This is a genomic window from uncultured Sphingomonas sp., from assembly GCF_937859915.1.
Taxonomy (GTDB): Bacteria; Pseudomonadota; Alphaproteobacteria; order Sphingomonadales; family Sphingomonadaceae; genus Solisphingomonas.
The window spans coordinates 1-14251 of the sequence record NZ_CALMAW010000010.1 but is presented as its reverse complement, the minus strand read 5'-3'; the positions used below and the strand labels follow the sequence as shown (position 1 = coordinate 14251).

Here is a 14251-nt window from a genome sequence, read left to right as displayed (position 1 = left end):
CTCAGCGCGAACGGAGAAGCGTGTGGCGCTCTCAGGCGTCGCCCCGCTTTGCAAAGTCGCGACCCGTCGCTAGATAGGCGCCGACTTCCGACCCATCGATCCCGAAAGCGAGCGACCCCATGGCCGTCCAGTATAGCTACGTCATGAAGGGCCTGACCAAGACCTTCCCCGGCGCCCCCAAGCCCGTCCTCAACAATATCAGCCTGCAGTTCCTGCCCGGCACCAAGATCGCCATCATCGGCGTCAATGGCACCGGCAAATCGACGCTGATGAAGATCATGGGCGGGATGGACAGCGAATATTCGGGCGAGGCCTGGGCTGCCGAGGGCGTCACCGTCGGCTATCTCGCGCAGGAGCCGCATCTCGATCCCGACAAGACCGTGATGGAGAACGTCAAGGACGGCGTGCGCGGCGTCGCCGATCTGGTCGACCGCTTCAACGCGATCTCGGCCGAGATGGGCGATCCCAAGGACGACACCGATTTCGACAAGCTGCTCGAAGAGATGGGCGTGCTCCAGGAGAAGATCGACGCGGTCGACGGCTGGACGCTCGACAACCAGCTCGAGATCGCGATGGAAGCGCTGCGCTGCCCGCCCGGCGACAGTTCGATCGACACGCTGTCGGGCGGCGAGCGCCGCCGCGTCGCGCTGACCAAGCTGCTGCTCGAGAAGCCCGATATCCTGCTGCTCGACGAGCCGACCAACCATCTCGACGCCGAGAGCGTCGCCTGGCTCGAGCGGCATCTGATCGACTATGCCGGCAACGTCATCCTCGTCACCCACGATCGCTATTTCCTCGACAATGTCGTGACCTGGGTGCTCGAGCTCGATCGCGGCCGCTATTACACCTACAACACCAACTATTCGGGGTTCCTCGAGGCCAAGTCCAAGCGGCTGGGCCAGGAGGAGCGCGAGGAGGACGGGCGCCAGAAGGCGATCAAGGACGAGCTCGACTGGATCCGCCAGACTCCCAAGGCGCGCCAGACCAAGAGCAAGGCGCGTATCCGCGCGTTCGACGAACTGGTCGAGCGCCAGAACGAGCGCGGCCCCGGCAAGGCGCAGATCCTCATCCAGGTCCCCGAGCGGCTCGGCGGCAACGTCATCGAGGTCAAGAATCTCAAGAAGGGCTTCGACGACAAGCTGCTGTTCGACGGGCTCGATTTCACGCTGCCGCCGGGCGGCATCGTCGGCGTGATCGGCCCCAATGGCGCGGGCAAGTCGACGCTGTTCAAGCTGATCACCGGACAGGAAGTCCCCGACGAGGGCACGGTCAAGATCGGCGACACGGTGCGGCTCGGCTATGTCGATCAGTCGCGCGACACGCTCGATGCCAACAAGAACGTCTGGGAGGAAGTCTCCGGCGGCAACGAGCGCTTCACCTTCGGCAAGCATGAAGTGCCGTCGCGCGCCTATGTCGCAGCCTTCAACTTCAAGGGCGTCGACCAGCAGAAGAAGGTCGGCCAGCTATCGGGCGGCGAGCGCAACCGCGTCCATATGGCCAAGATGCTCGCCAAGGGCGGCAACGTGCTGCTGCTCGACGAGCCGACCAACGATCTCGACGTCGACACGCTGCGCGCGCTTGAGGACGCACTCGAGAATTTCGCGGGCTGCGCGGTGGTGATCAGCCATGACCGCTTCTTCCTCGATCGCTTGGCAACGCACATCCTCGCCTTCGAGGGCGACGGCCATGTCGAATGGTTCGAGGGCAATTTCGAAAGCTATGAGGAAGACAAGCGCCGCCGTCAGGGCGAGTCCGCGGATCGGCCGGGCGCGGGCGCGTACAAGAAGCTGACGCGCTGATCGTCCAGCTTTACCGCTGTCATGCCGGACTTGATCCGGCATCCTGAGCCACGCGCGCTGCGGTTTGAAGCCCTGGATCCCGGTCGAGTCCGGGATGACGAACATGAAGGGTTTACGCCACCGCGTCGATCGCGCGCGCGAGGTCGATGTCGCGCAGCGACAGGCCGCCGACGTCGTGGGTGGTCAGCAGAATGTCGACGCGGTTCCACACGTTCGACCATTCGGGATGATGATCGGCCTTCTCGGCGAGCAATGCGACGCGCGCCATGAAGCCGAACGCCGCGACAAAATCGGCGAAGACGAAGCATCGCGTGAGCCCGTCGCGGTCGGCGTTGTGCGTCCAACCGGACAGCGAGGGAAGCAGCGCCGCGCGCTGGGCTTCATCGAGCTTGGTCACCATCGTTCGGTCCTCGGTCAGGCGGCGACGGTCTGTTCGATCGCGCCGAAGATAGCGTGGCCCTGCGCGTCCTTCATCTCGATCCGCACGGTGTCGCCAGGCTGAAGGAAGGGAGTGACGGGCGCGCCCGTCTCGATCGTCTCGATCATGCGGACCTCGGCGATGCAGCTATACCCCAGTCCGCCGTCAGCGATCGGCTTGCCGGGGCCGCCATCGGCGCCGCGATTGGAGACCGTCCCCGAGCCGATCACCGTGCCCGCCGACAGGGCGCGGGTCTTGGCCGCATGTGCTACCAGCGTCCCGAAATCGAAGGTCATGTCGACGCCGGCATCAGCTTTGCCGAACGGCGCGCCGTTGAGCGCGACGTGCAGCGGCAGGTGCAGCCGGCCATCGCGCCAGGCATCGCCGAGCGCATCGGGTGTCACCGCCACTGGCGAGCATGCAGAGGCAGGCTTGGACTGGAAGAAGCCGAAGCCCTTGGCGAGTTCTCCGGGGATCAGGTTGCGCAGCGAAACGTCGTTGACCAGGCAGACCAGTCGGATCGCGGCCAGCGCCTCGTCGCGGCTGGCGCCCTGCGCGACGTCGCCGACGATCACCGCGACTTCCCCCTCCATGTCGCAGCCCCAGGCGGGGTCGGCGAGCGGGATCGGGTCGCGCGCACCGAGGAATCCGTCCGAGCCTCCCTGATAGATCAGCGGGTCGGTCCAGAAGCTGTCCGGCAGCTCGGCGCCACGGGCGCGGCGGACCAGCTCGACATGATTCACATAGGCCGAGCCGTCCGCCCATTGATAGGCGCGGGGCAGGGGGGCCGCGGCCTCATGTTCGCGGAAGCGCCGCATCGGGATCGCCTCATGCGCCAGATCGGTGGCGAGGTTGGTCAGCGCCGGCCCGATCCGCTCCCAATCGTCGAGCGCGGCCTGCAGCGTCGGCGCGATGTGCGTCGCCTCGGCGTACCAGGCGAGATCGTCCGACACGACGACGAGACGACCGTCACGGCCGGATTTCAGCGATGCGAGCTTCAAGGCCCTCTCCTTATCTATCGCCCCCTTCTGCCCCTGCGGGCGTCCGGCGGCAACAGCGGATCGGCGAGGTCAGGCGCTGGCGAGCCGGCGCGCTTCGCTCCAATGCGTGCCGACCAATTCGGTGGCGCGCTCGAAGGGCACGGGGCGGCCGAACAAATAGCCCTGCATCTGATGGCAGCCGAGGTCGTGCATCCGCTGATAATCGTCCTGGGTCTCGATGCCCTCGGCGGTGATCGTCATCTGGAAGCAATTGGCGAGCGTCACGATCGCCTGGATGATCGACACCGTCTCCGGCCGGCTGGCGGCGCCGCGGACGAAGCTGCCGTCGATCTTGAGCTTGTTGAAGATCGTGCGGTTGAGATAGCCGAGCGACGAATAGCCCGTGCCGAAGTCGTCGAGCGCGATCCGCACTCCAAGCCCGCGCAGTCGGCGCAGAACGTCCAGCGAGCCGTCGGAGTCGCGCAGGAACACGCTTTCGGTCACTTCGAGCTCGAGCCGGTTGGCGGGCAATTTGGCGCGGGCGAGCGCATCCGAGATCATCGCGGGCAGCGCGGGCGAGAGCAGCTGGAGCGGCGAGACGTTGACCGCAACGCTGATCGGTGACGGCCAGGTGGCGCAATCCTTGATCGCCGTGCGTGCGACCCATTCGCCGAGCTCCTGGATCAGCCCGATCTCCTCGGCGAGCGGCACGAATTCGGCCGGGCTGACAAAGCCGCGGACCGGATGCTGCCAGCGGATCAGCGCCTCGAAGCCGACGACCTCTTGGGTCTGCGAGTGGATCAGCGGCTGATAATAGAGGCGGAACTGGTTGAGCGGCAGCGCCTGGCGGAGGTCATGCTCGAGTTTCAGGCGGTTCTCGGCCTCGGTCTGCATGCTGCGTTCGAACTGGCGGTAGGTGCCGCGGCCGGCGGCCTTGGCCTCATAGAGCGCGAGATCGGCCTTCTTGATCAGTTCGTCGACGGTGTCGCCATCGACCGGACCGACCGCCCCGCCGACGCTCAGCCCGACACGGACCGAGACCCCATCGAGCACATAGGGCTCGGACACTTCGGCGATCAGCACGGTCGCCAGCTCGCTGATCGTGCGGCGGTTCTGGGCGTCGTGGAGCACGACACCGAATTCGTCCCCGCCGAGCCGCCCGACGATGCCATGCTCGCCGATCTGGACGACCAGCCGTTCGGCGACCGTCTTGAGCACCGCGTCGCCCTTGGGATGGCCGAACGTGTCGTTGACCGGCTTGAAGCCGTCGAGGTCGAGCAGCAGCATGCCGCAGGGCCGGCCGGACGCGCGCGCGCTGACCAGCGCTTCGCCGAGCAGCTCGCGCATCCGCATCCGGTTGGGCAATTCGGTCAGCACGTCGAGGCTGGCCAGCTGGCGCAGCCGGCGCTCGGACCGGCGCGTTTCGGTGACGTCGGCGCAGCTGCCCCGGAACCCAAGGAAGGCGCCGGCGGAGTCGAGGATCGGCGCCCCCGAAAAGGCGATCGAGCGGCGATGGCGCGGCTCGCCGACTTCGGTTTCGATCCCACTGAACGCACTGCGCGACAGCATCGCCGAGCCGAGCGGTGCGCTGCCGCCGATCAGCGCCGGCAAGGGCGTACCGATCATCCGGGCGACCGGGCTGCCGAGCAGCGTCGCGATGCCCGGCGTCGCATAGGTGAGGATCTGATTGGCATCGGTCTGCCACAGGCAGCTCGTTCCACGTTCCTCATATTCGCGCATCAGACGGCCGGCGGCATCGACGTCGACGAGGTTGCGCGCTTCGTCCTCGGCGCGGGCCGACAGCAGCGTCGCGTTCCGGCGGACGACGGCCAGGATGAAGGCGAAGTGACAGAGGATCAACAGCGACAGGGGGATCGCCAGGCGATCGCCGCCGAGCTGGAGCGCGAGTCCGAGCCCGGCGGCAAGCACCCCGGCCCATATCGTCGCCGCCGCAGGCACGGTCGCGATCGCGAGCGCGCCACCCATCATCGCAGCGATGGCGCACGCCAGGACGGTCTGGACGTCGACCGGCTGGACCCGGAAGATGCTGACCGGAAGCGCGGCCCACAACGCCGCGGTCAGGCCGATCAGCAGCGTCGCCTCGACGAGCGCACGGCGCGGCGGATCACGGCGGACGTAGAGCAGCGCATTGACCTCGAGCCGGCGCACCATCAGCCAACTGCTTGCGATCACCGAGAAAGCCCAGCCGGTCAGCAAAGTCGGTTCGATGCGGCTCAAAAGGATGCCGGCCAGCACGACGCAGCTCATCACCGCGGCTCCGGCCAGCAGCGGCGCAAGTTTGGCCAGCACGTCGAGCTGGATCATGCGGAGATGCCCGCGCGGGTCGATCGTCGCCGTCACCGTCGAGGGATCGCCGGCGCTGGCAACCAGATTGCGCTTCTTTGACCGGGCCGGCGCGTCGAGCATAGGGGGATCACCGCATTGGGACTAATGTGCGATCATCTAAGCAACCAAGGCTTTCCATCCGGTTAAATGCGATGCCCGAAAGAGCCTCGCGGCAGGGCCGGACAGGGCTTCTCGCGCGGCGTCGGCCCCGATACAGCAGGACCATGATCCGTATCCGGCGCAGCGCGCTCTACCTTCCCGCCAGCAACCCGCGTGCGCTCGCCAAGGCGCGGACTTTGCCTTGCGATGTTGTCATCCTCGATCTCGAGGACGCGGTCGCGCCCGAGGAAAAGGCGGCCGCGAGAGATGCGGCCGTGATCGCCGCGCGCGACGGCGGCTTCGGGGATCGGCTGCTCGTCGCGCGTGCCAACGGCCTCGATACCGACTGGGGCGCGGCCGATCTCGCCGCGCTCGCCGGTGCCGGGTTCGACGCGATCCTCGTCCCCAAGATCGCCTCGGCGGCCGACGTCGCGCGTTATGCCGCGCTGACCGGCGATGCCGAACTGTGGATCATGATCGAGACCTGCGGCAGCCTGTTCGCGCTCGAGCCGATCGCCGCGATGGCCGGGTCGACCAGGCTAACGACGATGGTGCTCGGGACCAATGACCTCGCCAAGGAGATGCGCGCGCGGCAAGGCGCGGACCGTGCGCCGTTCCTGCCGTTCCTCAGCTTTGCGGTTGCCGCCGCGCGGCTGCACGGGCTCGATATATTGGATGGCGTCTACAATGCGATCGACGATGATGCGGGATTCATCGAGGCCTGCCAGCAGAGCGTCGACTATGGCTGCGACGGCCGCACCCTGATCCATCCCAGCCAGATCGCGGCCTGCAACGCCGCCTTCGCCCCCGACGACGCGAGCGTCCGGCGGGCGCAAGCAATCGTTGCGGCGTTTGCAGCCCCCGAGAATGCCGGCAAAGGCGCGCTGCGCGTCGACGGGACGATGGCCGAGCGGCTGCATCTCGACGAAGCCCGTCGCACGATCGCCTTCGCAACCGCCTGCGCAAGCCGGGCATGATCTCGCACGCACACCGAACCCTCGAGAAAAACGATATATATGTTAATAGGTTGTCGCCTAACCCTTGTTTATGAACCGGCTCCTTTTTTCATTGGTCATCCCTCCGATGGTCGCAGCGGGCGCCCCGGCAGCGGCGCAGGTCGATACGCCGGGGGCGATCGTCGTGACGGGCGCAAGCCTGCCCCGCGCGGACGGTGAGGTCGCCTATGACGAGGCCACGATCGATCGCGATCGACTGACGGCGACCGCGAGCGACCGGATCGAAGACATTCTCGGCGACGTCGCGGGCTTCGCGCAATATCGTCGCTCGGACTCGCGCTCGGCGCAACCGACCAGCCAAGGCGCGACGTTGCGGGGGCTTGGCGGCAATGCTGCGAGCCGGGCGCTGGTGACGCTCGATGGTGTACCGTTCACCGATCCTTTCGGCGGATGGGTGACCTACAGCGCGATCGATCCGCAGCGGCTCGGCCTGGTCAGCGTGACGCGTGGCGGCGGTAGCGGCGCCGCCGGCCCCGGCGCGCTCGCCGGCACGATCGATCTCCAGAGCGCGGGGCCGGCGCAACTGTCGCCCTTATGGGCCGACGTCGCCTATGGCAGCCGCAACTCGCTCGACACGCATGCCGGTGTTTCGACCACGGCGGGGGGCGGGTTCGCCTTCCTGACGGCCAGCTATGCGCGTGGCGACGGGTTCGTTCCGATCATCGGGGCGGACCGCGGCCCGGTCGACGAGGCGGCGCCCTATGAACAGGCGAGTGTCGCCGCGCGCGCGGTGATCCCTGTCGGCGACCGGACCGAATTACAGGCCTCGGCGCTGGGCTTTTACGACCACCGGACGCGCGGCCTGCCCGGCAGCCCGAACAGCACCAAGGGCGCCGATGCGAGCCTGCGCCTCGTCGGCCGGGGCGACTGGGGATACGAAGCGCTCGCCTACGTCCAGTTCCGCGACTTCGCCGCCGGCTTTTCCTCCGCCAATGCGGCCCGAACCGCGGCGACCGTCACGCTCGACCAATATACCGTGCCGTCGACCGGGCTCGGCGGCAAGATCGAGATCCGGCCGCCGGTCGGAGATCGCCTCCAGATCCGCATCGGTGCGGACGCGCGCCGCGTCTCGGGGGAAAGCGACGAGCTCTATACCTATGTCGCGGGCGCCCCGACGCGGCAGCGCGCGGCGGGTGGCGATACGCTGACCGTTGGCGCGTTCGGCGAGGCGACCGCGCGGCCGGTCGACGGGCTGACGCTGACCGCGAGCGGGCGGATCGATCGCTGGCAGATCACCGACGGCTTCCTCCGCCAGCAGACGCTGGTCACCGAAAGCGTGCTCACCAACATGCGCGATACCGATCGTTCGGGCTGGCGGCCGACCGGGCGGGGCGGCGTTGCGTGGAAGCCGGGCGACGGCGCGGTCACGGTGCGTGCGGCGGCCTATCTGGGCTGGCGGCTGCCGACGCTCAACGAGCTCTATCGGCTGTACCGCGTCGGCAGCGATGCGATCGCGGCCAATCCGAACCTGTCGCCCGAGCGGCTGCGCGGGATCGACGGGGGCGTCGACTATGATCCGCTGCCCAATTTGCACATCGCCGCGACGCTGTTCGCCAACCGCCTCGACGACGCCATCGCCAACGTCACTCTCGGCATCGGACCGGGCAGCTTCCCGCAGGTCGGCGTCGTGACGGGGCGGTATCAGATGCGCGAGAATCTGCGTGCGATTACCGCGAAAGGCGCCGAACTCGACGCCCGCCTCGCGCTCGGCCGATGGGCGGTGTCCGCCTCCTACGCCCTTACCGACGCGCGTGTCCGCGCCGATGGTGCGGCGCTCGGGCTCGACGTAAGACCCGCGCAAACCGCGAAGAACAGCGCCTCGGCGACGCTCGCCTGGCAGCAGCCCGCCGGTATCCGTCTGTCGACGACGTTGCGCTATGTCGGTCCGCAGTTCGAGGACGACCAGAATACCGAGACGCTGCACCACGCCGTGACGCTCGACGCCGACGCGCTGATCCCGATCGTTCGCGGCTTCGCCGTGGAACTGCGCGGCGAGAACGTCACCAACACGCAGGTCGATACCGCAATCACCAGTCCCGATATCATCGAACGCGCCAGCCCACGTACATTGTGGATCGGGCTGCGCTACGGCGAGGCGCGCAAGGGCGCCTGATCGCCGCCTCGCGGATCAGCTCGCCGGGCTGGTCTTCGGCTTCACCTTGGTGCGCGGCTTGGGCTTGACCGCGGGCTTGCTCGGCGTGGCCTTGGGCTTCGCCGCGGTCGCCGTCTTCGGCTTGGCCGCCGGCTTGACCGCCAGCTTGGCAGCCGGCTTCGCGCGGGGCTTGGCGACGGGCCGCTTCGGCGGCGGCGACGGCCGGTTGTAATAAAGCAGCGCGGCGGCGACGGCGGCGGATCCGATCGCCGCGGCAGCACCTGCTATGCCAAGCGTTCGCCCGCTGACCTTGGATGGGAGAGTATCGTCCGTCTTGTCTTCGGACTCCGCACTGCCCGCACCGGCGGCCGACGCCTCCGAGGTCTCCTCGACGTGGTCGTGCGCGATCGGCGCCGGGGCAAGCGGGTAGGGCGACGTAGCAGCGTCGGGCAGCGGCGGTTTGTGGGACATACGAGGCTCCGAATCGTTACGGTAGGGGATTGGCTCGGAGGGCCCAACGCGCCCCTGCGCGGATTGTTGCGGTCTCGCGTCAGCCGGCCGGCGCAGCGCTCGCGGCCGGCGACCCGCCCACAGGCGTGGTGGTCGAGGTGACGGCGGTCTCGCCGGTGCCGCGATGGACGGTGATGGTCGATACCGCGGCCTCCGCCGCGTCGTCGTCATGCGACGCCGTCACGGCGCCGAAGTGGACGTGCACGCCCGGCATTGGGCTGGTCTCGAGCGACGCGGGCGTCACCGCGGGGCTGCCGCGATAGACCGCGACGCTGGCGCCGCCGCCGAGCGCATAGCGGACGAGCGCTGGCGTCCCCGCAGCCGGAGCCGTCCCGGCGGTCGCAATGCCCGCTGCCGCGCGGCGTGTCCCGCCGACGCTGGGCTCGATGCCCGCATAGCGCTGGTGGAAGGCGAGCGCGCCGCCGATCGCCCCGGACACCTTGTAGAAGATTTGCGAGCCGATCGCGGCGACCTTGGTCAGGCTCGACGCCCACCACGGCTGGATCGCGTCGGCATGATAGTTGGTCGCGGATCCCACCGGTGCATAGACGCTGCCCGCCAAGGCCGCCTGCGCAACCTGCTGCGCGGTTTCCCATGCGGCCGGTTCGCGGCGAAACGCCATCGATCCGTCGCAGGTGAAGGTGAACTGACAGCCTGTGCGTCGCTCGGCGCCCTGATAGACGACGCCGCAGACGTTCGGATAGGCGGGGTTGCGCACCCGGTTGAGCACGACCTGGCCGACCGCGCGCTGGCCGTCGAGCGGCTCGGACCGCGCCTCATAATAGACCGCCGCAGTCAGACACTCGAGCGACCGCTGCGCATCGGCGTCGTCCTGCGCGAAGCCGGCGAAAGGCGGCGCGGCTGCGGCTAGCGTCGTTGCGAGCAGCGGCGGGGCGGCGGGGAACGGGCTGACGATGTCGGCCACGCGATCCACCCTATTCGACCTCGTCGGCAGGAGCGGTGGCAGCATCGCGGGGGCGCGGACGAGGCGATTGCCGGTCGGCAAAGGGCCCGCGACCTGAGGCGGCACGCACGACGCGGCAAGCAGGAGCATCGCAAGACCGAGCAGGGATCGATGGAACATGACGCGGCCCGGAAATTCAACGGAGCCGTGCTTGTATCGCGGGATACTTGTGGACTCGTTAACCGCGCGGCGCGCCGCCGTGTCGATCGTCTATCTGTGTCATCGGAGCGATGCCGCGGCAGGCGTCTGGATTCGTTGCACCATTCCCCGGACGTCGATTCATTACGCCGGTTTCATTACGGGTGCGTGGAACGCCGCGGCGGGCGGGGAGTCCTGCTGCAAGATCGTCCACGACCGAGAAAGGCCGGACCGGCATGACCAGCAGCGTTCCCGCGGCACCCCCCGTCACCCTCATCATCTTCGGCGCGACCGGCGATCTCACCCGACGACTGCTGACCCCCGCGCTGATCAACATGACGCGCGCCGGCCTGGTCGGCAGCGATTTCCATGTGCTCGGCGTCAGCATCGAGCCCGGCGACGCCGAGATGCTGCGGTCGCATCTCGAGGACTTCGTCCCCGAAAAGGGCGGCGAGGGGGCGACCAAGCGCGGCGCCGCGTGGAAGCAGCTGCGCGGCCGGATCGACTATCTACAGGGCGATTTCACGCAGGACACGCTGTACGAGGACCTCGCCAAGCGCATCGACGCCGCGCCCAGCGACAATGTCGCTTTCTATCTCGCGACGCAGCCGACCTTCTTCGGCCCGATCGTCGATAAGCTCGCCGACCACAAGCTGCTCGACGAGACGCCGGGTGCGTTCCGCCGCGTGGCGATCGAAAAGCCGTTCGGCACCGATCTCGCCTCCGCCCAGGCGCTCAACAAGCGCATCCTCGCGCGCGCCGGCGAGCAGCAATTCTACCGGATCGACCATTTCCTCGGCAAGGAGACGGTGCAGAACATCATGACCGCGCGCTTCGCCAACATGATGCTCGAAAGCGTGTGGAACAGCAATTATATCGACCATGTCGAGATCACCGCCGCCGAGACGGTCGGGGTGGGCACCCGCGGCAAATTCTACGACACCACCGGCGCGCTGCGCGACATGGTGCCCAACCACCTCTTCCAGCTGCTCGCGATGGTCGCGATCGAGCCGCCGAACAGCTTCGATGCCGAGGCGATCCGCAACGAGAAGGGCAAGGTCTTGAAGGCGCTGCGCCACTGGACGCCGGACGAGGCGCGCGAAAATGGCGTGCGCGGCGCCTATACCGCAGGGTCGCTCGATGGCGCCAAGGTCGACGCCTATAGCAAGACGCCCGACGTCGCCGCCGACAGCAAGACCGAAACCTTCGTCGCGCTCAAATTCTTCGTCGACAGCTGGCGCTGGGCGGGGGTGCCCTTCTATCTGCGCACCGGCAAGGTGATGGCGGTGCGCGACACCGAGATCGTGATCACCTTCCGCGAGGTGCCGTTCGCGCAATTCGCCAACACCGACATCGATCGCAAGCCGCCGCCCAACCGGCTGATCATCCAGGTCCAGCCCGACGAGGGGCTCAAGATGGAGATCTCGATCAAGCGGCCGGGGCTCGCGGTCGACACGGCGCCGGTGTCGCTCGACTTCCAATATGCCAGCATGTTCGATATCGCGACGCTGACCGGCTATGAATCGCTGCTCTACGACCTGTTCGTCGGCGACCAGACGCTGTTCCAGCGCGCCGACGGGATCGAGGCCGGCTGGGCCGCGGTCCAGCCCTTCCTCGATCTGTGGGCGAAGGAGGGCAAGCCCGACGCTTACGCGCCCGGCAGCATGGGGCCGGACTCGGCCGATGCGCTGCTCGCGCGAGACGGGCGGCAGTGGCACACGCTGACGCTGCTCGCCGACGAGGGCAAGGCCAAGCCGCCGGTGGCCAAGGCAGTCGCCGCGAAGACGGCGACGCCGTCGAAGAAGCCCAAGTCTGCGAAGAAGGGCACCAAATGAGCGAGGCGGCGGCGGTGCGGCCGATCGAGGATTATGCGCTGATCGGATCGACGCACAGCGCCGCGCTCGTCCACCGCGACGGCACGATCGCCTGGCTGTGCCTGCCGCGCTTCGATTCCGATGCGCTGTTCGCCAGCCTGCTCGGCACCGAAGAGAATGGCCAATGGTCGCTGAGCGCGTCGGACCCGGACGCGACGAGCTCGCGGCGTTATCGCCCCGACACGATGATCCTCGAGACGGTGATCGCGACCGCACATGGCAAGGCGCGCATCCTCGACTTCATGCCGCGCCCGGCACCTGACGGTACCGCGGAGCTGGTTCGCATCGTCGAGGGGATCGAGGGCCGGGTAGAGCTGTCCACCGCAATCCGCCTCCGTTTCAACTATGGGCTCACCATCCCCTGGGTCCAGCGCAAGGAGGGCGCCGTCGTCGCGGTGGCGGGGCCCGATGCGGTGCGGCTGAGCAGCAGCGTCGACCTGGACAGTCTCGACTTCGCGACCGGCGCCGATTTCCATGTCGAGGCCGAGGAGCGCATCTCGTTCACGCTCGAATGGTATCCCTCGCACACGGAACCCGCGCTCCCGCGCGATCCCTATGCGCTGCTCCGCCGCACGCAGACCGAATGGTCTGGCTGGATGCAGGAGTGCACGATCGAGGGGCCGCACCGCGATATCGCGCGGCGCTCGCTGATCACGCTCAAGGCGATGACCTACCAGCCGAGTGGCGGCATCGTCGCCGCCCCCACCACGTCGCTGCCCGAAATGCCGGGCGGGGTGCGCAACTGGGACTATCGCTTCTGCTGGCTGCGCGACGCGGTGCTGACCATCTACGCGCTCGGCGCCTCGGGCTTCCAGAACGAGGCGAGCGACTGGCGCTGGTGGCTGATGCGCGCGGTCGCGGGCTCCGCCGACCGGCTCCAGATCATGTACGGGCTCACCGGCGAGCAGCGGCTGACCGAGACCGAGCTCGACCATCTTGCCGGCTATGAGAACAGCCGCCCGGTCCGGATCGGCAACGCCGCGCATGCGCAGATCCAACTCGACGTCTATGGCTCGGTGCTCGGCGCCTTCGACGGGGCGCGGCGCGGAGGCCTCCCCGACATGGACGTTGTCTGGCCGCTCGAGTGCGCGATCGCGAACAATCTGCTCAGCGCCTGGAAGGAAAAGGATTCGGGGTTGTGGGAGGTGCGCGGCGCGCCGCAGCATTTCGTCCATTCCAAAGTGATGTGCTGGTTCGCCTTCGATCGCATGGTCGCGAGCGCCGAGGATTTCGGGCTCGAGGGCGCGGTCGACGACTGGCGTGCCGCACGCGACGAGATCCACGCGCAGGTCTGTGAACAGGGATTCGACGCGGCGAGCAACAGCTTCGTCCAATATTATGGCGCGGATCGGGTCGACGCCGCCTTGCTGCGGATCGCGCAGCTTGGCTTTCTGCCGGCGGACGATCCGCGCGTGCTCGGCACGATCGCGCGGATCGAGCGCGAACTGCTCAAGGACGGCGTCGTCTATCGCTATCTGACGGGTGACGAGGGCGACGGCCTGCCGGGCACCGAGGGCGCGTTCCTCGCCTGCAGTTTCTGGCTGTGCGAGGCCTATGCGCTGACCGGGCGCCTCGCGGAGGCCAATAGATTTTTCGATCATCTCGTCGGCTTCGGCAACGACCTCGGCCTGTTCGCCGAGGAATATGATCCGATCGCCTGCCGGCAGCTCGGCAACTTTCCTCAGGCGTTCAGTCATTTCGCCTTGGTCAACGCGGTCCACACGATGGCTGGGGTGGCCGGCAGCGCCACCGACCACCTCGCCAATCGCGATGACGCTCCGCCGCCGTAAGCCTCGTCTGATCCGCCTGCGCATGCAAGTTATGCATTCGCTGCGTTAAATCGCTCGGCGTTGGAACGGTGGAGCATTTGCTCTGTTGGCGCCCTGATATCGGCGACCGCTTCGGACGCTGCTGGGGGCCGGCCATCGATGCGCTTTTCTGACCGCCGTCTCGCGTCGATGCTCGCCATCCTCGCGACCGTGCCGTTGCTCGGCGGGTGCAGCACCGGCGTGCTC

The 14251-nt window shown here is 67.8% G+C and carries 11 protein-coding genes; 5 read left to right on the top strand and 6 right to left on the bottom strand.

Features of this window, described 5'->3' with window-relative positions; translation table 11 throughout:
• Window positions 1-119 precede the first annotated feature (119 nt).
• Window positions 120-1799 (top strand): energy-dependent translational throttle protein EttA, encoded by a 1680-nt coding sequence (gene ettA / locus Q0326_RS01515; RefSeq protein ID WP_298686348.1) that lies wholly within the window; start codon window positions 120-122, stop codon window positions 1797-1799.
• Window positions 1800-1911: 112 nt separating this feature from the next.
• Here the strand turns inward: ettA and Q0326_RS01510 are convergent, their stop codons facing one another.
• The 3 genes from Q0326_RS01510 to Q0326_RS01500 all read right to left on the bottom strand — a co-directional run bounded on the left by Q0326_RS01510 (window position 1912) and on the right by Q0326_RS01500 (window position 5624).
• The gene (locus Q0326_RS01510; RefSeq protein ID WP_298686346.1) at window positions 1912-2199 is read right to left on the bottom strand and encodes a 4a-hydroxytetrahydrobiopterin dehydratase; all 288 of its coding nucleotides are present in this window, start codon (window positions 2197-2199) and stop codon (window positions 1912-1914) included.
• A 14-nt stretch (window positions 2200-2213) separates the two neighbouring features.
• The gene (locus tag Q0326_RS01505) at window positions 2214-3218 is read right to left on the bottom strand and encodes a fumarylacetoacetate hydrolase family protein (RefSeq protein ID WP_298686343.1); all 1005 of its coding nucleotides are present in this window, start codon (window positions 3216-3218) and stop codon (window positions 2214-2216) included.
• 69 nt (window positions 3219-3287) lie between these two features.
• Window positions 3288-5624 (bottom strand): EAL domain-containing protein, encoded by a 2337-nt coding sequence (locus tag Q0326_RS01500; protein WP_298686341.1) that lies wholly within the window; start codon window positions 5622-5624, stop codon window positions 3288-3290.
• Between the two features lie 143 nt (window positions 5625-5767).
• Between Q0326_RS01500 and Q0326_RS01495 the strand changes: the two genes are divergently transcribed.
• A complete protein-coding gene (locus tag Q0326_RS01495; RefSeq protein ID WP_298686339.1) occupies window positions 5768-6619 on the top strand; it encodes a CoA ester lyase in 852 nt (283 codons plus the stop codon).
• Between the two features lie 106 nt (window positions 6620-6725).
• On the top strand, window positions 6726-8771 hold the full coding sequence (locus tag Q0326_RS01490; RefSeq protein ID WP_298686337.1) for a TonB-dependent receptor: 2046 nt from the start codon (window positions 6726-6728) through the stop codon (window positions 8769-8771).
• A 15-nt stretch (window positions 8772-8786) separates the two neighbouring features.
• On the opposite strand, the gene Q0326_RS01485 is transcribed toward Q0326_RS01490, so the two are convergent.
• Together Q0326_RS01485 and Q0326_RS01480 are read right to left on the bottom strand one after the other, a co-directional pair.
• Entirely contained in the window at window positions 8787-9221 is a 435-nt protein-coding gene (locus tag Q0326_RS01485) for a hypothetical protein (RefSeq protein WP_298686335.1), read from the bottom strand.
• A gap of 79 nt (window positions 9222-9300) precedes the next feature.
• Window positions 9301-10185: a cell wall hydrolase gene (locus Q0326_RS01480; RefSeq protein ID WP_298686333.1), complete on the bottom strand. Its 885-nt coding sequence runs from the start codon at window positions 10183-10185 to the stop codon at window positions 9301-9303.
• A 413-nt stretch (window positions 10186-10598) separates the two neighbouring features.
• Between Q0326_RS01480 and zwf the strand changes: the two genes are divergently transcribed.
• Both zwf and Q0326_RS01470 read left to right on the top strand, forming a co-directional pair.
• Window positions 10599-12197 (top strand): glucose-6-phosphate dehydrogenase, encoded by a 1599-nt coding sequence (zwf, locus tag Q0326_RS01475; RefSeq protein WP_298686331.1) that lies wholly within the window; start codon window positions 10599-10601, stop codon window positions 12195-12197.
• Complete coding sequence (locus Q0326_RS01470) at window positions 12194-14026, top strand: glycoside hydrolase family 15 protein (RefSeq protein WP_298686328.1); 1833 nt, start codon at window positions 12194-12196, stop codon at window positions 14024-14026. Before zwf ends, Q0326_RS01470 begins: the two co-directional genes overlap by 4 nt.
• Before the next feature lie 29 nt (window positions 14027-14055).
• Here Q0326_RS01470 and Q0326_RS01465 read toward each other — a convergent pair.
• Window positions 14056-14251: hypothetical protein (locus Q0326_RS01465; RefSeq protein ID WP_298686326.1), on the bottom strand; the 196-nt coding region annotated here is incomplete at its 5' end.